Raw genomic sequence first — 18,437 nt, 5'->3', positions numbered from 1 at the left:
GGGATCGGAAGTCGATGCTCAGGGGCTTTTTCTGCTGACGATTCCGTCGGCTTCGAGGGCCTGAGCGATCTGCTCGAGGATTGCCTCCGTCGAGTTCTCGCCCGATGCCAGAGTCTTATTTGCCAAACTGAGCTGCGCTGGCGCAGGCTGCTGGCCCAAGGACGCGTTCGCCTTTGGCACCAATTCGCCGAGTTCCTGCTCGACGCGGCTCCAATCCCGCTGATCCACGGCATCCTCCGCACTGATCAATTGCAAGACTACAGCGGAAGGTCTCGGGCGAAAAAGTAAAAGAAGCGCGATGGTTAAGACCGGACTAAGCGGGCCGCGACGACACACGCACCATGCCGAAAGGTCATAGCGTGCTCACGTGAACGAGATGCACGCTCGAGTGAAGCGCGTCTAACCAAGACTACCGGTCTTGCGCACGAGCTCCACGACATTGCGGCCGTCACCGACCGATGCCGCGTACTGGCCGACCGGCGCCGGCTTGCCGATCAGGTAACCCTGGACCGCGTCGCAACCCTCCTTTGCCAGGAAGCCGAGCTGCTCCTCGGTTTCCACGCCCTCGGCGACGATCGACATGTGCAGGCCGTGGCCGAGATCGATGACAGCGCGGACGATCGCCGCCGATTGGGGGTTGCGGCCGAGATTGATGACGAAGGCGCGGTCTATCTTGATCTTGTCGAAGGGAAACGCCTGCAGGTAGCTCAGCGAGGAATAGCCGCTGCCGAAATCGTCCATCGAGATGCGCACGCCGAGCGCCTTCAGCCGCCTGAGCAGCGCCAGGCCGCGATCGAAATCCTCGATCAGCACGCCCTCGGTGATTTCGAGCTCGAGCCTGTCCGGCCGCAACCCGGTTTCGAGCAGGATCGAATGCACGAGGCCGACCAGATCGCCGTGCATGAACTGCGCCGGCGAGAGGTTGACCGCGATCTGCAGCTGTTGCTTCCAGGAGGCTGCTTCGCGGCAGGCCTCGCGCAAGATCCATTCGCCCATCTCGACGATCAGGCCGCCTTCTTCCGCCAGCGGAATGAAATCCGCGGGCGAAACGAAGCCGCGCACTGGATGCTGCCAGCGCGCCAGGGCCTCGAAACCGATCACCCTGCTCTCGTCCACCGTTGCGCCGGCCGCGGCCAGCGGCTGGTAGTAGAGCGATAATTCGCCGTTCCGGATCGCGGCGGAGAGATCCTGATGCAGCACGCGCCGGTCGCGGATCTGCTGATCCATTTCCGGCTCGTAGATCGAGATCGTGCCCCGCGATTTCGCCTTCGCGCGGAACAGCGCCGCGCCGGCATTGGCGAGCAGCGAGGCGGCATCCGCGCCGTTGTGCGGGAATACCGAGATGCCCGCGGTGACGCCGGTGCGGACCGATTTGCCGTCGATTACGAATTCCTGGGCGAGCGCCTCCGCCACCTGCTCGGCCAGGACGATGCCGGCGGCCGGCTGCTTACCGTCGATGATCAGGCCGAACTCATCGCCCGAGAGGCGCGCCACCACGCCGCCGCGCGCCGAGGTCTGCAGGCGCCGGGCCACCTCGATCAGCAATTTGTCGCCGATCGCATGGCCAAACACGTCATTGATCTCTTTCAGGCCGTCGAGGTCGACGCAAAGCACGGCAAATTCCTCGTCGGTGCCGCCACAGGCCTCGATCATCTGCGCCAGCGCCTGCAGGAAAGCGGCGCGGTTCGGCAAATCGGTCAAACCGTCGTGATAGGCCATATGGGCCATGCGGGATTCGGTCTGCCGCCGATCCGTGACATCCTCATGCGTCTTGATCAGGTATTGCGGCTCGCCGCGCTCGTCGAGCACGGTCATGCGGCGGGTCAGGAACAGTCGCAAGCCGTCCTTGGTCGAGATCGGATGCTCCTCGGTGAGCAGGCCGCGTTTCTTGATCGCAGCCTCGTCGCGCGCGATGATCAGCTTGGCCTCGCGCGGATTGAAGATGTCCGTCGCCGTCAGGCCGGTGGCATCCTCGCGCCGGCGGTTGAGGATCGTCTCAGCCGAACGGTTGGCGAGCAAATATCGGCCGTCGCTGACGCGCTCGACGATCAGCGAGACCGGAATGTTGTCGACCACGAGTTCGAGGAACTTCTTGGCGTTCTCCAATTCCCGCGACAGCGAACGGCGGTCGGTGACATCATCGAACAGCGCGATCAGGAATTCCGGCTCGCCCTTCTCGTTGCGCGCGATCACGCGGTTGGAAGCGAGGATGCGCCGCTCCGGGCCACGCTCGACCCAGAACTCGTTGCGGAAGGAGCCTTCTGGAGCTTGAAGCGCCGCCTTGTCGGCGGCCGCGATGCTCGCGGCGCTCTCGGGACTAAAGATCTCGTCGGCGCGCTTGCCGACGATGCGATCGCGCGAAAAGCGCGAGAACCGCTCGAAGGCGCGGTTGGCGAAGATGTAGCGGCCGTCCTCGATGTTCTTCGCGGCCACGCAGACCGGCACGTTGTCGAGCACCGATTCCAGGAACTGGGTGGTGGATGCGAGCTTGCGCGACAGTTGCCGCTGGTCGGTGCAGTCCTCATGCGTCGCGATCGATCCGCCATTGGGCAGCCCGAAATGTCGGACCACGACCGATTTGCCGTTGGGCAATTCCGTCACCATCCCCTCGGGGTTGGCGGCCCGGATATAGAACTCCGCAGGCGTGACATCCATCAAGCCGCGCCGGTGGCGCATTGCCAACAGTTCGGGCCCGGTCATGTTGCGCGGTATGTCGGAGCGCGACAGGCCATAGATCTCGAGATAGCGGTCGTTGCAGAACACGATCCGCTTTTGCGCATCGGTCATCACCACGCCCTGGTTCAGATGGTTGAGGGCGGAGCTGACGAAGGCATTGCGCCGGAGTTGTATGCGCTGCACCCTTCGCAGCGCCGAAAGCACCGAGAGCGTGATCGCGCCCACGAAGGAGGCGACGACGATGCCGCCGATCAAAAGCTCCCAGACCAGGTTCGGCCCGAGCGAACCGATATCGCTCGATGGGACCAGACCGGCTGACGCTGCGAGAGCCAATGCAGCCGACGCAATGGCCACGACAAGGCAGACGACGGCCGGCGCCGGAATCAGATTCCTCCCGCTTCCCTGCGCTTTCTTGCCAGCCATTCCGTCACCTTGCGGATTTCCGCATTACAGTCTCTGGCCTTGGCAGTTTGGATCGGGTAAACGCCGCGCGATGCAACCGGAAAATGTGACTTAATTTAGGGCAATTGCCCTGACATGATTAATGCCGCACTAATGCCGGTGCGCCACGAAGCCTATTTCGAGGCAATCCGGGGCGTTGCTACCAAGGCGCGGATGGACAACAACAAGCAGAACCCTATTCGCGCCGATTTCCGGGCTTGAAGGATCCATGGACAGAGTTGATTGCGTCGTCATCGGAGCGGGTGTGATCGGGCTCGCCGTCGCACGCCGCCTCGCACAAGCAGGGCGCGAAGTGATCGTGCTGGAAGCCGCCGAGGGGATCGGCACCGTGACCTCCTCGCGTAACAGCGAGGTGATCCATGCCGGCATCTACTACCGTGCCGGCAGCCTGATGGCGCGGATGTGCGTCAGCGGCAAGCATGCGCTTTACCGTTATTGCAAGGAGCACGGCGTCCCTTATCGCAATTGCGGCAAGCTGATCGTCGCGACCACGCCGAAAGAGTCCGAAAAGCTGCAATCGATCCGCGCCCATGCCGAGGCCAATGGCGTGCGCGACATGGAGCTGCTTTCGGGCGAATCGGCCCGCGCGATGGAGCCAGCGTTGAACTGCGACGCCGCACTGCTGTCGCCGTCCACCGGGATCATCGACAGCCACGCCTATATGCTGGCGCTCAGGGGCGATGCGGAGGCCGCCGGCGCCGCATTCGCCTTCCATACCCCGCTGCTCCGCGCCAAGGCGGCGGCCGGCCGGATCGAGATCGAGGCCGGTGGCGAAGCGCCGATGACGCTGGAATGCGACCTGCTCGTCAATGCCGCAGGCCTCGGGGCGCCGGCGGTCGCGCGCGGCATCGAGGGTATGCCGCTCGAATTGATCCCATGCGCCTATCTCGCCAAGGGAAACTATTTCAGTTGCAGCGCGCGGGCGCCGTTCTCGCGGCTGATCTACCCGGTGCCCGAGCCCGGCGGGCTCGGCGTGCACCTCACCCTGGACATGGCAGGGCAGGCCCGCTTCGGCCCGGATGTGGAATGGGTGGAGAGCATCGATTACGCCGTCGATCCCGCGCGCGCGGACCGCTTCTATCCGGCAATCCGCAAATATTGGCCCGGGCTGCCGGACGGGGCACTGATGCCAAGCTATTCCGGAATCCGACCGAAGATCGTTCCGCCGGCCGTGGCGACGCAGGATTTCCTGATCCAGGGGCCGCGCGATCACGGCGTCACTGGATTGATCAATCTGTTTGGTATCGAATCGCCCGGGTTGACGTCGTCGCTCGCGATCGCCGATTACGTCGGTGAGTTCGTGTGAGCAGTCGCAACATCGACCACGGATGAGCGCTTCGGCGCCCATCCGGCCTGAAGTGGTGTACGTTGCGATATGTTACCGGGGGACTGGCTAGTGGAATGTCTCGTCGACGGATTGTTTCAACCGTTCGATCTCGTCCTTGACCATCAACTTGCGGCGCTTGAGTTCGGTGATTTGCAGGTCGTCTGTAGAGAGGTGCAGGAGCGCTTCGTGTAGTTCGCTTTCGAGAATTTTGTGCTTGCGTTCCAGTTCAACCAGATGCGCCTGTATCGCCATTACGAAATCTCCTCGGCAGGTTAACCTCAATTTCGATCAGGACACCAAAGTGTACACCAGCCAGATTATCTGTCGACGGAGATTGCGAATCAGCGCTGCGACATTTTCGAATTTATCTGTAACAGAACGTGCGTATGGAACCGTCTTAACTTGCACGGCGAGCGTGGAGGGAGGATATTTCGGCACGCGGATACCGAGCGATCCGGCCACAACTTCACCGTGCCTACTTTTTAGTACACAGCCATGACCGACGAAGATGAGCGCGAACTCCACGCAGAGCTTGCACGGCTGCAGCAGGAGCACCGCGATCTCGATGCAGCCATCGACGCGCTGCATCAGTCGCCGGCACCGGATCTGCTGATGGTGCAGCGACTCAAGAAGCGCAAGCTGCACTTGCGCGATCGCATCGCCTTCATCGAGGATCAGATCACGCCCGACATCATCGCGTGACGCGCCGTCATTCCGGGGCGATACCAATGGGTCCGCGCGAAGCGCGGCCCGATGATAGGCTCCGCATCGAACCCGAAATCCATCGGGCGGCGCGTGCAAGTGGTAAAACGGATTCCGGGCTCGCGCTTTGCGTGCCTCGGAATGACGAGACGAGAGAATTTGCGCCTGGCTTTGCTGTCAGCGCATGTTGACTAGCTGTCCCCGACATCCACAGGCAGACATCCACAGGCGCTTGGCGCGATCGGTCACAAGCCGCCCGTAAGGCGCTTCCGCCCTCTTGACTCCTCTAGAACAAAATAAGAACATTACCGCTGCCGCCAGCCAGAACCGGAAGGATCATCGCCATGCCCATGCCGTCAGTGTTCTCCGACAACAACCGCTACGAAGTGGCTTGCGACCAGGCGATCGCGATGTGCGACGGCAATCTGCGCAGCACCATCAAGGCGCTGATCATGGCCAACGAATTCCTCGAGACTGAGGTCGCGGAATTACAGGACGCGCTCGCGACCTGTTTCGCGCAGGCAAAGAACGACGCCGCGTAGGTAAAAGGAGCACGCCATGGCCGATATCACCTATTACGTTGCGCTGCCTTTCGTGCGGGACGACAGCGGTGAATTGGTCGCGGGCAATGCCGAGGAGTGTCAGAGCGCCGCGACCGCGTTGCGGCGCGCCGAGATGATGTCGCGGATGCCGGGCAGCATCGGCGCGGTCGCCTTCAGCCGCACCGGCGATCCCATGATCGGCGAATTCGGCGATGCGCACCTGCTGCGGAAATTCGGCAACCTGCCGGACGATCTCGGCCTGTGAAGCCGCTTGCCATCAACCCACCACTTCATGCCGCCGCTGCGCCTTGCGCACATACATCGCGCTATCAGCCTCTTCCAGCGCGCGGCTCGCCACGGAGTGCGGACCGAGGATCGCAACGCCGGCGGAGGCGCCCGCGCTGACGCTGCGGCCACCGAAATCGAAGGTAAGGCGATCGATCGATTGCTCCAGCGCCGCAGCCTTGGCCTTGGCGTCGGTCTCGGTCAGGTTCCACAGCAGCACCGCGAACTCGTCGCCGCCGAGCCGTCCGACCACGTCCGATGCACGCACCTGCTTCGTTACCGTCTTTACGATCGCCTTCAGCACCGCATCGCCGGCGGCATGGCCATAGGTGTCATTGATCGGCTTCAGGCGATCGACGTCGAGCATGACCAGCGCGCCGCTGGCGTGGTAGCGCTTGATATAGGCGATCGAGCGGTTCAGCTCGCGCTCGAAGCCGCGCCGATTGAGGATGTCCAGCAGGAAGTCGGTCTCCGCGGATGCCTGCAGTTCCGCGATCTGCGCTTCCGCCGCGGCCAGTTCCGCCTTGAGGCGGCGAATTGTCGCCTTGGCCTCGGTCAATGCAGCCGATGGCACCTGGACAGGGGTGACTTTGGCGGGGGCGGCTTGGGCAGGCGCGGCTTGGGTGGTTGCGGCTTGGACGCGGCGCGGCGCAACCTTGCGCGCAGCCGCGCTTTGTCTTTTCGCGGCCCCGGATGCGGCCGCCCTCTTCTTCTTTTTCATAAGCATCCTTGTTGAGGCCCGCTGATGAGGCTTGCCCGCATTCACCAAGACAGGATAGTCCATTCCGGATTCCTTGCCACGCCTTGGATCAGTGACGGGCCGCTCCTATAATCCGGCCCATGCTTCTGGATTCCCGATCAGAATTGACGATATGCCCGCCGCAATAGCCATTATCATGGGAAGCCAGTCGGACTGGGAGACCATGGGCCACGCCGCCGAAACGCTCACTGCCCTCGGGCTCGCGTTTGAGGCGCGGATCATTTCCGCCCACCGTACCCCGGACCGGCTGTACGCGTTCGCCAAGGGGGCAAAAGCGGCCGGTTTCAAGGTCATTATTGCCGGCGCCGGCGGTGCCGCGCATCTGCCCGGCATGACGGCTGCCCTGACGGAACTTCCAGTGTTCGGGGTTCCCGTCGAATCGAAGGCGCTGTCGGGCGTCGATTCGCTGTATTCGATCGTGCAGATGCCGGCCGGTATCCCGGTCGGCACGCTGGCGATCGGAAAATCGGGTGCCATCAACGCTGCGCTGCTCGCAGCGAGCGTGCTGGCGCTGAACGATCCGGCGCTGGCGACGCGCCTGGCCGCCTGGCGCAAGCAACAGACCGATGCGGTCAAGGAGCATCCGGAGGTATCGGCGTGACGGCTTCGACAACAGTGAAGCTGAAGCCGGGTGATACCATCGGAATTCTCGGCGGCGGGCAATTGGGCCGGATGCTGGCGATGGCCGCGGCGCGGCTCGGCCTCAAATGCCAGGTGTTCTCGCCGGATCCGGATTCGCCCGCCTTCGACGTGGTGCAGCACGCGACCTGCGCGGAATTTGCCGATGTCGAGGCGCTCGAACTGTTCGCCAATGACGTCGACGTCATCACCTATGAATTCGAGAACGTGCCGTCCGCGACCGCCTTGGTGCTGGCGGCGCGCCGCCCGGTGCTGCCGTCGCAGAAGATCCTCGAGACCACCCAGGACCGGCTGATCGAAAAGGATTTCATCACTAGGCTCGGCATCGGCACCGCCGACTATGCCGATGTGTCCTCGGTCGAAACGCTGCGCGCCGGCATCGCGCGCATCGGCCTTCCCGCCGTCATCAAGACGCGCCGCTTCGGCTATGACGGCAAGGGCCAGGCGATGATCCGCGAGGGCGACGACATCGACCAGCTCTGGGAAGACCTCGGCACCAAATCCGCCATTCTCGAAGCCTTCGTGCCATTCGAGCGCGAAATCTCCGTGATCGCCGCGCGCTCCGCGGACGGCCACGTCGAATGTTTCGACGTCACCGAGAATGAGCACCGCGATCACATCCTGAAGATCTCGCGCGCGCCGGCGGCGATCCCGGCCGAGCTCGCCGTGCAGGCGCGATCGGTTGCGGAAAGAATCGCGCATGCGCTGAACTATGTCGGCGTACTCGGGGTCGAAATGTTCGTGGTCGCGGGCAAGGACGGGCCGACCGTGCTGGTCAACGAGATCGCGCCGCGGGTTCACAATTCCGGACACTGGACGCTCGACGGCGCCTCGATCTCGCAATTCGAGCAGCACATCCGCGCCATCGCCGGCTGGCCGCTCGGCAAACCGATCCGCCATGGCGCCGTGACCATGACCAACCTGATCGGCGACGACATCCTGAGCTATGAGGAATGGCTGACAGTGCCCGGCGCAACCGTGCATCTCTACGGCAAGGGCCCGCCGCGGCCCGGCCGCAAGATGGGCCATGTCACTGAAGTGGCACCACCGAAGTAGCGCCGGCAGGCCACAAACAGTAGCCCGCCGGCAAAGTCTTAAATTAGAAACTGATCAAGCCTGTCGTACGCCCTCGACGACTCCGGTCGGCTCTTCGCTGAGCCAGCGATAGAGCACCCCGCCGAGCGCGCCGCCGATCAACGGCGCCACCCAGAACAGCCAGAGCTGCGCCAGCGCCCATCCACCAACGAACAATGCCGGCCCGGTGCTGCGCGCCGGATTCACCGAGGTGTTGGTGACGGGAATGCTGACCAGATGGATCAGCGTCAACGCGAGCCCGATCGCGAGCGGCGCAAAGCCCGCAGGCGCCCTGCCATGGGTTGCGCCCATGATGATGAACAGGAACATCATCGTCATCACCACCTCGGTGATGAAGCCGGACAACAGGCTGTACTGTCCGGGCGAATGCGCGTCATAGCCGTTGGAGGCAAAGCCCTTGGCGAGGTCGAAGCCGGGCGCGCCGCTCGCGATCAGATAGAGCACTCCCGCAGCAACGACCGCACCGATCACCTGAGCGATCGCATAGGGCAGGATCTGGCCAACGGGAAAACGTCCGCCGGCAGCGAGACCGACGGTGACGGCCGGATTGAGATGGCAGCCGGACACGTGACCGATCGCATAGGCCATGGTGACGACGCTCAATCCGAACGCCAGCGACACGCCGACCAGGCCGATTCCGACTTGCGGAAAGCCAGCGGCGATCACGGCGCTGCCGCATCCCGTAAATGTGAGCCAGAACGTGCCGATCGCCTCGGCGGCGTATTTTTGTGTCTCCATAGCAATTCTCCTATTATTTTGTTTCCCGGAGCCAGCAAAAGCTGCGGTAGCGGCCAAGCATTTGGCGCCGAATCACCCCAATCAAGGCCACTAGGTGGCAATTTCGCCCTATTTCGTGGCTTTACTTGGCCCTTGCTCCCGCTTCACCGGTGGACATTTGCGATTTTGTCTGCTACATGCGCGCCCCTAGGGCTGAAGGTCTGGCCTTTTTGCCCACCTTGGCTTTTCCAGATTTCCGAACCGATCAATCGAAAAGAGGATGCCGCGTGCAGGTTCTCGTCCGCGATAACAATGTCGATCAAGCCCTGAAGGCGCTCAAAAAGAAGATGCAGCGCGAGGGCATTTTCCGCGAGATGAAGCTCCGCGGCCACTATGAGAAGCCTTCCGAGAAGAAGGCCCGCGAGAAGGCCGAAGCCGTGCGCCGCGCCCGCAAGTTGGCGCGCAAGAAGCTGCAGCGCGAAGGCCTGTTGCCGATGAAGCCGAAGCCGGTGTTCGGCGCCGGCGCGGGTGGTGACCGTGGCGCCGGTGGACGTGGCGGCCCGGGCGCTGGCCGCGGTCCGCGCTGATCGCACCTTTTTATAAAGGTCAGAAATGAGAACGCGGGCCTGAGGGGTCCGCGTTTTGCTTTTTGGTCGGTGCATTTTGCACCGCGGCCGGCTACCAATACGGAATTGCAGACGCGAGCATTTCCATTACGCGAGCAGTTCCGTTGATGGTGTTTCCGGCATCCCGCACCCGTTCTGGAATTTTGCCTCTCCCGCGCCTGATGGCACGGCCTGCCATTCTGCTGGCCGTTGCACTTGGCATCCTCCTTGGTCTCCCCTTGGGCGGCTGCTCGTTCGATCTGGGATCATTGGGGCCCGGCAACGACAAACCCAAGCAGGCCGCCACCGACAAGCCGACCGGCAGCGTCAGTGCGCAGAACGTCAGCGACGCCAAGGAGCACGCGGCGCGTGGCCAGGAGTTCGCGCGGTCCTTCAAGACCGAACAGGCACTCGCCGAATTCGAACAGGCGCTCGCGGTCGATCCCTACAACACACAGGCGCTCTATGGCCGCGGCCTGATCTATCAGGGCCAGAATCAGCACCAGCAGGCGATCGAGGATTTCACCGCGGCCAGCGGCCTGGCGCCACAGAGCGTCGACCCGTTGCTGGCGCGCGCGAGCAGCTATCTCGCTCTCAACAAGGCCAAGGAAGCGGCCGCCGATCTTGACGAAGCGGTGCAGGCCGATCCGAACAGCGCCCAGGCTTGGACGGTGCGCGGCGAGGCCTATGAGAGGCTCGGCGACAAAGGCAAGGCAGCGATTTCGTACAGCCGAGCGATAGCATTGCGGCCTCGAGACGAGACCGCGCGCAGCGGCCTCGCGCGCACCGGCGGTTAAGATAGACGCACTCTCCTCGCCGTCGTCCCGGGCAAGCCAACGGGTCGCGCCAACGCGCGCCCGATGACAGGCTCCGCGCGACCCGGGACCCATAGCCACAGGGTTTGGTGATGTGTGAAGCTGCAAGCACTTGCTCGCGCCACAACAACTCCGTGTGGTTATGCGTCCCCGCTTTCGCGAGGACGACAGCGTGTTTGTGGAGACACGAGATCACGACGGCTATAATCCAGCCTGCGCGATCGTACTCAGCTATTTCGGCAGGACGGCGTGGAATACCGATTTCATCGATGACAGCATGTCGTCGCCGATCGTCGGGCGCTCCTTGGCCGGCTCCGCCCCTGCTGCGTCGGCGCGCAGATCCAGCGGCGGACGTGAGGTCGGAATGTCCGCCGGCGGCGTCGGACGGTTCGGATCGTCAGCCGCACTTGCGGCATAAGGCGGACGCGGCTGGGAGGTCTGGCCGAAGATCTCGCTGGGCGGCGTCGAGACCATGATCGGCGGCGGCAACGGCCGCACCACTGATGGCGCAGCCGCGACGCGAGGCGCTTCCGGTGCACGTGCCGCCTCCGGCGAACGAGAGCCGCCCTCGGCGGTGCCGCGCAACCGCTCGATCGCGGCGCGCGCAAGGTCGTTGGCGTCACGATGCTCGTCCGGTACAGCCGCAGCTTCGGCTGGCGGCGAGGCGGGTGCAGCGGCGGGCACGGTAGCAGGCTGCTGCACCGGTGCCGGCGTCACCTTGGCCACGGCCCTTTCACGGGGTGCGGGCTGATGGCGACGGGGCTCGGCGGGCGGAATGCTTGCAGTCTCGGCGGGCGCTTCGGCGGCGGGTTTGTTCTCGGTCGCCTTCTCAGCCGGCTTCTCAGTCACCGTAGCCTTCTCGGACGCCGTGCGCTCCATCAATGTGCGCTCGGACATGCCCTTGGCCTTCACGCCAGCTTCGGGGAGATTGGAGACCTCGGCAGGCTTTTCGACGGGTTTGCTCGCGACGGCCGCCTTCGGCTGGGCGGTCGAAACAGTGGCGGCGGCCGGTGCCTCCGGCTTGGCTACGATGTAGTGGTTAACGATGTAGGCCCCGATGACCGTCGCAGCCACCGAGGGAAAGATATCGACGACAAATTTCGTCAGGTATTTCAGCATTGCCAACCACTCCCCGCCGCGGCGTTAGATGCGGGAACTTTGAGGCACATTGAGGGATCAACTGCGTCGGATCAATGGCAACCGGCCGGTTCCGGCGATCACGGATGCTTACGGTTTGAGTTCAATCTCGAGGAAGACGATCTCCGTAGAGGTTTCATTAAGCACATCGTGCTCCACCCCCGCCTTGCGGAAATACGACTTGCCTACGCGGAGCTCGGCCTTCGACCGCTCGCCACTGGGCGCCACGATGGTCATCTCGCCGGCGGTCACGGGCACGATCACATAGTCCATCTCATGGACGTGAGGCCCGGTCGCACTGCCCGGCGCCAGCCGCCATTCCGTGACGCGGACCTCGGGGGTGTCGACCTGGACATCGGATTTCGCGGCAAGCATCGTCGTTGTCTCCCTATGGCAGGAATGCCAAGAACAAGAACACGGCAAATACCACCAGATGCACCACGCCGAACAGGATGTTGGTGCGGCCAGTGCCGAAGGTCAGCATGCTCAAGAGGAAGGTCAAGAACAACAGCACCGTGCTCTGGGCGCTGAGCCCGAGGACAAGCTCCTTGCCCAGCAGGTAGGTGGCGATGCCGACCGCGGGGATCGTCAACCCGATCGTGGCGAGCGATGACCCGAGCGCAAGGTTGATGCTCTTCTGCAAATCATTGTTGCGGGCGGCCGAAGCCGCGGCAACGCCTTCCGGCATGAGGATGAGAAGCGCGACCACGAGTCCCGCGAAGGCGGGCGGCGCACCGATCATCGCCGCGGTGGCATCGATGACGAGCGAGAACTTCTTTGACAGCAGCACGACGGCGAGAAGCGAGACCAGCAGCAACGGAATGCTGAGCGCCAGCACGGCACCCGATGACTTCTTCGGCGCCTCAGCATCATTTGCGGACTCGGCCACGAAGTAGTCGCGGTGCCGCATGGTCTGGATGTAGAGAAAGACACCGTAGAGGGCGAGCGTGACAATGTCGACAAATCCGAGTTGCATCGCCGAATAGACCGGCCCGGGCGTCGCCAATGTATAATTTGGCATGATCAGCGTTATCGTCGCCAATACGAACAACACACTGAGATAAACGTTGGCGCCGGTAACCTGGAAATCCTGCTCGCGGTAGTGCAACCCGCCGATGAAGATGCACAGCCCGACCAGACCGTTACAAACGATCATCACCACCGCAAACACAGTGTCACGGGCCAGCGCCGGCTGAGGCTTGTCGCCCAGCATGATCGTCGTGATCAGCGCCACTTCAATGATCGTCACCGCGAGCGTCAGCACCAACGTGCCGAAAGGCTCTCCGACCTCTTCGGCAATCACCTCCGCATGATGAACTGCCGCGAACACCGTGCCGAACAGGATGGCCAGCAGGATCGCGGCGAGCAGCCATCCGCTGAGAGATGGGCTAAACACCCATCCGACGCCGGTCGCCGCAGCGAACAGCGCCATCGCCAGCGCGGGGAAAATCCATGCCGTGCGCGGCATCGGACCGTGTGCGCTCATGACTCCCCTTCCGCTGCTCAAGGAATTCCACCATACGGCACTCAGTGAGCGCTGAGAACCGGGGCGATCGGCAGAAATGTGAGAAGCAGGAACAGTGGTATCAACACGCAACCCGCAAAGAAGAGATAGCCGAAGAAGCTCGGCATCTTGATGCCGCGCTCGTTCGCGATCGCCGCCACCATGAAGTTCGGTGCGTTTCCGATATAGGTGAGCGCACCCATGTAGACCGCGCCCATGGAAATTGCCGCCAGCGTCCCCGACAATTCCCCCATCAATCGCTGCGGGTCGCCGCCGGCGACCTCGAAGAACAGCAGATAGGTCGGAGCATTGTCGAGGAACGCCGACATCAATCCGGTGAACCAGAAATAGGGAACCTCCCGTGGAGCGCCGTTCGGTTCGGTGACCGCGGACAACAGCCAGGCGAACGAGCCGTCACGCCCGGCATGAAGCATCGCCAGCACCGGGATGATCGCGGTGAAGATGGCGGCAAACAGTTTTGCGACTTCCCGGATCGGCTCCCAGTTGAAGCCGTTGGCCTCGCGGTGTTCGTCCGGCGTGAGCCATAGCGAAAGCAGCGCGATTGCGATCAGAAGGCCGTCGCGCACCAGATTCTGCAGCTCCAGCCTGGTGCCGAGAACATCGAAGACAATTCCCGGCCGCCAGGTCGCCGACATCAGGATGCTGGCAATGATTGCGGCGATCAGCACCAGATTGATCAGGCCGCGAAGGCGGATCGGCGACGCTCCGCCGGGCGGAGCCGATGGCTCTTTGCGGAAGAGCCAGAGATCGAGCACGACAAAGACGAGCAGCAGGGTGCCGGCCACGATCGCGGTCTGCAACCAGATGTTCCTCGTGGTCCAGAAGAACTCGACGCCGTGCAGGAAGCCTACGAACAGCGGCGGATCGCCGAGCGGGCTGAGCGCGCCGCCGACATTGGCAACGAGAATGATGAAGAACACGATGACGTGCGCGTTATGGGGCCGCAACAGGTTGGCGCGGATCAGCGGGCGGATCAGGATCATGGCGGCACCGGTGGTGCCGACGACGCTCGCCATCATCGTACCCACTGCAAGAACGGACGTATTGGTCCACGGCGTGCCCCTCAGGTCGCCGGTCACCAGGATCCCGCCGGCAACCGTATAGAGCGCGAACAGCAGCACGATGAAGCTCAGATACTCCCCGAGCATCGCATGCACGAAGCTCTCCAGCATGGCTGCACCTCCGGCGAACCAGACGAGCGAGGCGAGCGTCAGAAACGACCAGCCGGCGGCGATCTTGCCGTAATGGTGATGCCAGAATTTCGGAAACAGCAGCGGCCCGAGCGCGATCGACAGCAGCAGACCGGCGAAAGGAAGGGCAAACGGCCAGTTCATCGCCGCGCCGTCGAGTGCTGCCGCAGCGCGCGCCGGGTCCGGCAGCAGCACCAACGCCGCCAGGACGGCCACACCGCTCCATGTCTTGGTTCCGTACCTACAAACCACCGATGAACTGCCGCGCCGTTTCGATCGCACCATAATAGTCGAGATTATCGTGGCCGCCGCCAGCAAAGCGAACGAACCGCTTCGGCTCATGCGCCAGCGCGAACAGGCGTTCACCGAAGATGATCGGGATCACGGGATCGTTAGTGCCGTGCATGATGAGGAGCGGAGCCTTGACCCGCGCAATACGTTCGTCGGAGCGGAACTGATCGCGCATTAGCCAGCGCACCGGCACGAACGGGAATGCCGCACCAGCAATGTCGACCGTCGAGGTATAGGGCGCCTCCAGGATCAATTTTCCGATCGGCTGTTCAGAAGCCAGCGCGACCGCAACGCCGGTGCCGAGTGAAAATCCCCAGACGACAATTCGTTCCGCGGCATAGCGCGCCGCGGTGAAGGCGTAAGCTGCAGCGGCGTCCTGCAGAATGCCGCGCTCGCTCGGATATCCGCTTGAGCCGGAATAGCCGCGGTAGGACAGCGCGACCAGGCCGGTACCGTCAGACGTCATCGCGCGGAAACGGCTGACTCGTCCCGCGAGAAAATCGCCATTGCCGGGAAAGTACAGGATCACGGGACGGCCGGGCTTTGCCGGCACGTGCCAGACGATGACCTTTTCACCATCGCCTGCGGTGAGGACATGTTCCTCGGCTTCAGGAAAGCCCGCGGCTTCCGGTGAGGTTCGCTCCCGCGTCGGAATCGGAAACAGCATCTCGCGCTGCTTGACGAACAGCAGCGCGAGCGCTCCGAGATAACCGACTGCAGCGAGGATCAGGAGCCATTTCAGGACGAGCATCGCTGCCCGCAAACGGCCTCACATCGCCTTGACGATGCTCTCGGTCACCTTCTTGGCATCGCCGAGCAGCATCATGGTGTTGTCACGATAGAACAGCGGATTGTCGATGCCGGCATAGCCTGAGGCCAGCGAGCGCTTGATGAACATCACCGTGCCGGCCTTCCACACCTGCAGCACCGGCATGCCGTAGATCGGCGAGGTCTTGTCCTCTTCCGCCGCCGGGTTGGTGACGTCATTGGCGCCGATCACGAAGGCGACGTCGGCCTGGGCGAATTCGGAGTTGATGTCCTCCAGTTCGAACACCTCGTCATAGGGCACGTTGGCTTCGGCCAGCAGCACGTTCATGTGGCCGGGCATGCGGCCCGCGACCGGGTGAATCGCATACTTCACCTCGACGCCTTCCTTCTTCAGGATGTCGGCCATTTCGCGCAGCGCGTGCTGGGCCTGCGCCACCGCCATGCCGTAGCCGGGCACGATGATGACCTTCGAGGCGTTCTTCATGATGAAGGCGGCATCATCAGCCGAGCCAAGCTTGGCCGGCTTCTGCTCGCCGGTCCCGCCGCCCGCCGCCGCGGTCTCGCCGCCGAAGCCGCCCAGGATGACCGAGATGAAGGACCGGTTCATCGCGTGGCACATGATGTAGGACAGGATCGCGCCGGAGGAGCCGACCAGCGCGCCGGTGATGATCAGCGCCGAATTGCCGAGCGTGAAACCGATGCCGGCCGCGGCCCAGCCGGAATAGGAGTTCAGCATCGAGATCACGACCGGCATGTCGGCGCCGCCGATCGGGATGATCATCAGCACGCCGAGCACCAGCGCGATGATGGTGATCAGCCAGAAGTCGACCGCACTGCCCGACAGCACGAGGCCAACGATGAAGAACACCAGCGCCAAAGCGAGCGCGATGTTGATGAGGTGACGGAACGGCAGGAGGATCGGTGCGCCGCTCATCCGCGCCGACAGTTTCAGGAACGCGATCACCGAGCCGGTGAAGGTCAGCGCGCCGATCGCGACGCCGAGCGACATCTCGATCAGGCTCTGGGTGTGGATGTTGCCGGGCGTGCCGATGTCGAAGGCCTCGGGCGCATAGAACGCACCGGCCGCGACCAGCACCGCGGCCATGCCGACCAGCGAGTGGAACGCGGCGACCAGTTCGGGCATCGACGTCATCGGCACCCGCCGCGCGATCACGGCGCCGATCGCACCGCCAATGGCGACACCAAGTACGACGAGCAGCCAGGCGACGCCGTCCGCCGGCGGATGGCTCGCGAGCGTGGTGCCGATCGCGATCGCCATGCCGATCATGCCGAACAGGTTGCCCTGCCGCGAGGTGGCGGGGCTCGACAGCCCCCTCAGCGACAGGATGAACAGCACACCTGCCACGAGATACAACAATGCAGAGAGATTGGCGTTCATCTCAGGTCCCCGTTTGCCTCTTCCCCGAGGTGGCCGCTTACTTGGACTTCTTCTTGTACATCGCCAGCATGCGCTGGGTGACAAGGAAGCCGCCGAAGATGTTCACGCAGGCGAAGATCAGCGCGACGAAGCCGAAGCCACGCGCCCAACCCGAGCCGCTCGAGATCATGCCGACGCCGACCGCGAGCAGCGCGCCGACCACGATCACCGAGGAGATCGCATTGGTGACGCTCATCAGCGGCGTATGCAGCGCGGGGGTCACCGACCACACCACGAAATAGCCGACGAACACGGCAAGCACGAAAATGGAAAGCCGGAATACGAAGGGATCGACGGCCTGCGCGATATGCTCCATGGCTTCTCTCCTTAGGCTTTCGGCTGGAAGTTCGGGTGGATGACGGCGCCGTCCTTGGTCAGCGCGGTGGCTTTCACCAGTTCGTCGTCCCAATTGACGGCAAGCGCCTTGTTCGCCTTGTCGACCAGCGTCTCGATGAAGGCGAGCAGGTTGCGGGCATAGAGACCCGAGGCGGAGGCGGCGACGCGGCCGGCGACATTGGTGTAGCCGACGATCTTGATGCCATCGACGTCGACGATCTCACCCGCCTTCGCGCCCTCGACATTGCCGCCACGTTCGACGGCGAGATCGACCAGTACCGAACCGGGCCGCATCGATTTGACCATGTCCGCGGAGACGAGCTTGGGGGCCGGGCGGCCGGGAATCAGCGCCGTCGTGATCACGACATCCTGCTTCTTGATGTGCTCGGCGGTGAGCGCGGCCTGCTTGGCCTGGTACTCCCTAGACATTTCCTTGGCGTAGCCGCCCGCGGTCTGCGCGTTCTTGAACTCCTCGTCCTCGACCGCGAGGAATTTGGCGCCAAGGCTCTCCACCTGCTCCTTCGTCGCCGGACGCACGTCGGTCGCGGTGACGATGGCCCCCAGCCGGCGCGCGGTCGCGATCGCCTGCAGCCCCGCGACGCCGACGCCCATGATGAACACTTTCGCGGCGGGTACGGTGCCGGCCGCGGTCATCATCATCGGAAAGGCACGGCCGAAGGCTTCGGCGCCCTCGATCACCGCGCGGTAACCGGCAAGGTTCGCCTGCGACGACAAAACGTCCATGACCTGCGCACGGGTGATGCGCGGCATCAACTCCATCGCAAAGGCCGAAATACCGGCATCCGCCATCGCCTTCAGCGCAGCGTCATTGCCGTAGGGGTCCATGATGGCGATGACGAGCGCGCCGCGCTTGTATTTCGAGAGCTCGGACGCCTCCGGCCGCTTCACCTTGATGACGATATCGGCATCTTTCACCGCATCGGCGCTCACGGTGGCGCCGACGGCAGTGAATTCCGAATCCGGCAAGCCCGACTTGATGCCCGCGCTCGGCTCGACCGCGACCTCCGCACCGAGCGCCTTGAGTTTCTTGATAGTGTCAGGGGATGCGGCGACCCGCGGCTCGGACGGGTCGATTTCCTTGGCAACGGCAATCTTCATAAGGCCTC

22 protein-coding genes are annotated in these 18,437 nt (G+C 63.4%); 9 read left to right on the top strand and 13 right to left on the bottom strand.

All coding sequences use genetic code 11. The features are described from left to right. Nucleotides 1-18: 18 nt before the first annotated feature. Complete coding sequence (locus tag ACZXDY_RS10395; protein ID WP_464345418.1) at nt 19-249, bottom strand: hypothetical protein; 231 nt, start codon at nt 247-249, stop codon at nt 19-21. A 150-nt stretch (nt 250-399) separates the two neighbouring features. Continuing rightward, nucleotides 400-3,099, bottom strand: a complete 2,700-nt coding sequence (locus ACZXDY_RS10390; RefSeq protein WP_464345417.1) for a sensor domain-containing protein — start codon at nt 3,097-3,099, stop codon at nt 400-402. Between the two features lie 114 nt (nt 3,100-3,213). On the opposite strand from ACZXDY_RS10390, the gene ACZXDY_RS10385 reads away from it, so the two are divergent. Both ACZXDY_RS10385 and ACZXDY_RS10380 read left to right on the top strand, forming a co-directional pair. Further along, nucleotides 3,214-3,339 carry a hypothetical protein gene (locus ACZXDY_RS10385; protein WP_456640982.1) on the top strand — a complete coding sequence of 42 codons (126 nt, stop codon included), beginning with the start codon at nt 3,214-3,216 and terminating at the stop codon, nt 3,337-3,339. A 7-nt stretch (nt 3,340-3,346) separates the two neighbouring features. Then, a complete protein-coding gene (locus ACZXDY_RS10380) occupies nt 3,347-4,444 on the top strand; it encodes an NAD(P)/FAD-dependent oxidoreductase (protein WP_464345416.1) in 1,098 nt (365 codons plus the stop codon). An 87-nt stretch (nt 4,445-4,531) separates the two neighbouring features. Here ACZXDY_RS10380 and ACZXDY_RS10375 read toward each other — a convergent pair whose 3' ends face one another. Next, nucleotides 4,532-4,717 (bottom strand): YdcH family protein, encoded by a 186-nt coding sequence (locus ACZXDY_RS10375; RefSeq protein WP_028167009.1) that lies wholly within the window; start codon nt 4,715-4,717, stop codon nt 4,532-4,534. A 243-nt stretch (nt 4,718-4,960) separates the two neighbouring features. Here ACZXDY_RS10375 and ACZXDY_RS10370 point away from each other — a divergent pair, with 243 nt between their 5' ends. The 3 genes from ACZXDY_RS10370 to ACZXDY_RS10360 all read left to right on the top strand — a co-directional run bounded on the left by ACZXDY_RS10370 (nt 4,961) and on the right by ACZXDY_RS10360 (nt 5,974). Continuing rightward, nucleotides 4,961-5,167 (top strand): YdcH family protein, encoded by a 207-nt coding sequence (locus tag ACZXDY_RS10370; RefSeq protein ID WP_028167008.1) that lies wholly within the window; start codon nt 4,961-4,963, stop codon nt 5,165-5,167. A 350-nt stretch (nt 5,168-5,517) separates the two neighbouring features. Then, nucleotides 5,518-5,709: a hypothetical protein gene (locus ACZXDY_RS10365; protein ID WP_028167007.1), complete on the top strand. Its 192-nt coding sequence runs from the start codon at nt 5,518-5,520 to the stop codon at nt 5,707-5,709. Between the two features lie 16 nt (nt 5,710-5,725). Further along, on the top strand, nt 5,726-5,974 hold the full coding sequence (locus ACZXDY_RS10360) for a hypothetical protein (RefSeq protein WP_028167006.1): 249 nt from the start codon (nt 5,726-5,728) through the stop codon (nt 5,972-5,974). A 12-nt stretch (nt 5,975-5,986) separates the two neighbouring features. Here the strand turns inward: ACZXDY_RS10360 and ACZXDY_RS10355 are convergent, their stop codons facing one another. After that, nucleotides 5,987-6,721, bottom strand: coding sequence for a GGDEF domain-containing protein (locus tag ACZXDY_RS10355; protein WP_028167005.1), 735 nt, complete (start codon nt 6,719-6,721; stop codon nt 5,987-5,989). A gap of 145 nt (nt 6,722-6,866) precedes the next feature. On the opposite strand from ACZXDY_RS10355, the gene purE reads away from it, so the two are divergent. Further along, a complete protein-coding gene (purE, locus tag ACZXDY_RS10350; protein WP_028167004.1) occupies nt 6,867-7,355 on the top strand; it encodes a 5-(carboxyamino)imidazole ribonucleotide mutase in 489 nt (162 codons plus the stop codon). Beyond that, on the top strand, nt 7,352-8,449 hold the full coding sequence (locus ACZXDY_RS10345; RefSeq protein WP_208828770.1) for a 5-(carboxyamino)imidazole ribonucleotide synthase: 1,098 nt from the start codon (nt 7,352-7,354) through the stop codon (nt 8,447-8,449). The genes purE and ACZXDY_RS10345 overlap by 4 nt, the downstream gene beginning before the upstream one ends. A 54-nt stretch (nt 8,450-8,503) precedes the next feature. Here ACZXDY_RS10345 and aqpZ read toward each other — a convergent pair whose 3' ends face one another. Continuing rightward, complete coding sequence (aqpZ, locus tag ACZXDY_RS10340) at nt 8,504-9,226, bottom strand: aquaporin Z (RefSeq protein WP_464345415.1); 723 nt, start codon at nt 9,224-9,226, stop codon at nt 8,504-8,506. Between the two features lie 266 nt (nt 9,227-9,492). On the opposite strand from aqpZ, the gene rpsU reads away from it, so the two are divergent. Both rpsU and ACZXDY_RS10330 read left to right on the top strand, forming a co-directional pair. Beyond that, on the top strand, nt 9,493-9,792 hold the full coding sequence (gene rpsU, locus ACZXDY_RS10335) for a 30S ribosomal protein S21 (RefSeq protein ID WP_027579707.1): 300 nt from the start codon (nt 9,493-9,495) through the stop codon (nt 9,790-9,792). Nucleotides 9,793-9,992: 200 nt separating this feature from the next. Further along, on the top strand, nt 9,993-10,607 hold the full coding sequence (locus tag ACZXDY_RS10330; RefSeq protein ID WP_464345414.1) for a tetratricopeptide repeat protein: 615 nt from the start codon (nt 9,993-9,995) through the stop codon (nt 10,605-10,607). A gap of 249 nt (nt 10,608-10,856) precedes the next feature. Here ACZXDY_RS10330 and ACZXDY_RS10325 read toward each other — a convergent pair whose 3' ends face one another. The 8 genes from ACZXDY_RS10325 to ACZXDY_RS10290 all read right to left on the bottom strand — a co-directional run bounded on the left by ACZXDY_RS10325 (nt 10,857) and on the right by ACZXDY_RS10290 (nt 18,429). Continuing rightward, on the bottom strand, nt 10,857-11,744 hold the full coding sequence (locus ACZXDY_RS10325) for a hypothetical protein (protein WP_464345413.1): 888 nt from the start codon (nt 11,742-11,744) through the stop codon (nt 10,857-10,859). A 108-nt stretch (nt 11,745-11,852) separates the two neighbouring features. After that, nucleotides 11,853-12,137 carry a cupin domain-containing protein gene (locus tag ACZXDY_RS10320; RefSeq protein WP_028166999.1) on the bottom strand — a complete coding sequence of 95 codons (285 nt, stop codon included), beginning with the start codon at nt 12,135-12,137 and terminating at the stop codon, nt 11,853-11,855. A gap of 13 nt (nt 12,138-12,150) precedes the next feature. Beyond that, the gene (locus ACZXDY_RS10315) at nt 12,151-13,248 is read right to left on the bottom strand and encodes a calcium:cation antiporter (protein WP_464345412.1); all 1,098 of its coding nucleotides are present in this window, start codon (nt 13,246-13,248) and stop codon (nt 12,151-12,153) included. A gap of 41 nt (nt 13,249-13,289) precedes the next feature. Further along, a complete protein-coding gene (locus ACZXDY_RS10310) occupies nt 13,290-14,621 on the bottom strand; it encodes a sodium:proton antiporter (RefSeq protein WP_464345454.1) in 1,332 nt (443 codons plus the stop codon). Nucleotides 14,622-14,718: 97 nt separating this feature from the next. Next, nucleotides 14,719-15,519: an alpha/beta hydrolase gene (locus tag ACZXDY_RS10305; RefSeq protein ID WP_464345411.1), complete on the bottom strand. Its 801-nt coding sequence runs from the start codon at nt 15,517-15,519 to the stop codon at nt 14,719-14,721. A gap of 18 nt (nt 15,520-15,537) precedes the next feature. Next, nucleotides 15,538-16,935, bottom strand: coding sequence for an NAD(P)(+) transhydrogenase (Re/Si-specific) subunit beta (locus ACZXDY_RS10300; protein WP_028166995.1), 1,398 nt, complete (start codon nt 16,933-16,935; stop codon nt 15,538-15,540). 37 nt (nt 16,936-16,972) lie between these two features. Then, the gene (locus tag ACZXDY_RS10295) at nt 16,973-17,290 is read right to left on the bottom strand and encodes a proton-translocating transhydrogenase family protein (RefSeq protein ID WP_028166994.1); all 318 of its coding nucleotides are present in this window, start codon (nt 17,288-17,290) and stop codon (nt 16,973-16,975) included. Nucleotides 17,291-17,301: 11 nt separating this feature from the next. Next, nucleotides 17,302-18,429 carry a Re/Si-specific NAD(P)(+) transhydrogenase subunit alpha gene (locus ACZXDY_RS10290; RefSeq protein WP_464345410.1) on the bottom strand — a complete coding sequence of 376 codons (1,128 nt, stop codon included), beginning with the start codon at nt 18,427-18,429 and terminating at the stop codon, nt 17,302-17,304. Nucleotides 18,430-18,437: the final 8 nt, after the last annotated feature.

Source organism: Bradyrhizobium sp. LeoB3 (genome assembly GCF_055456055.1).
The sequence above is the reverse complement of the archived record's forward strand: the minus strand, read 5'-3'. Positions and strand labels throughout refer to the sequence as shown.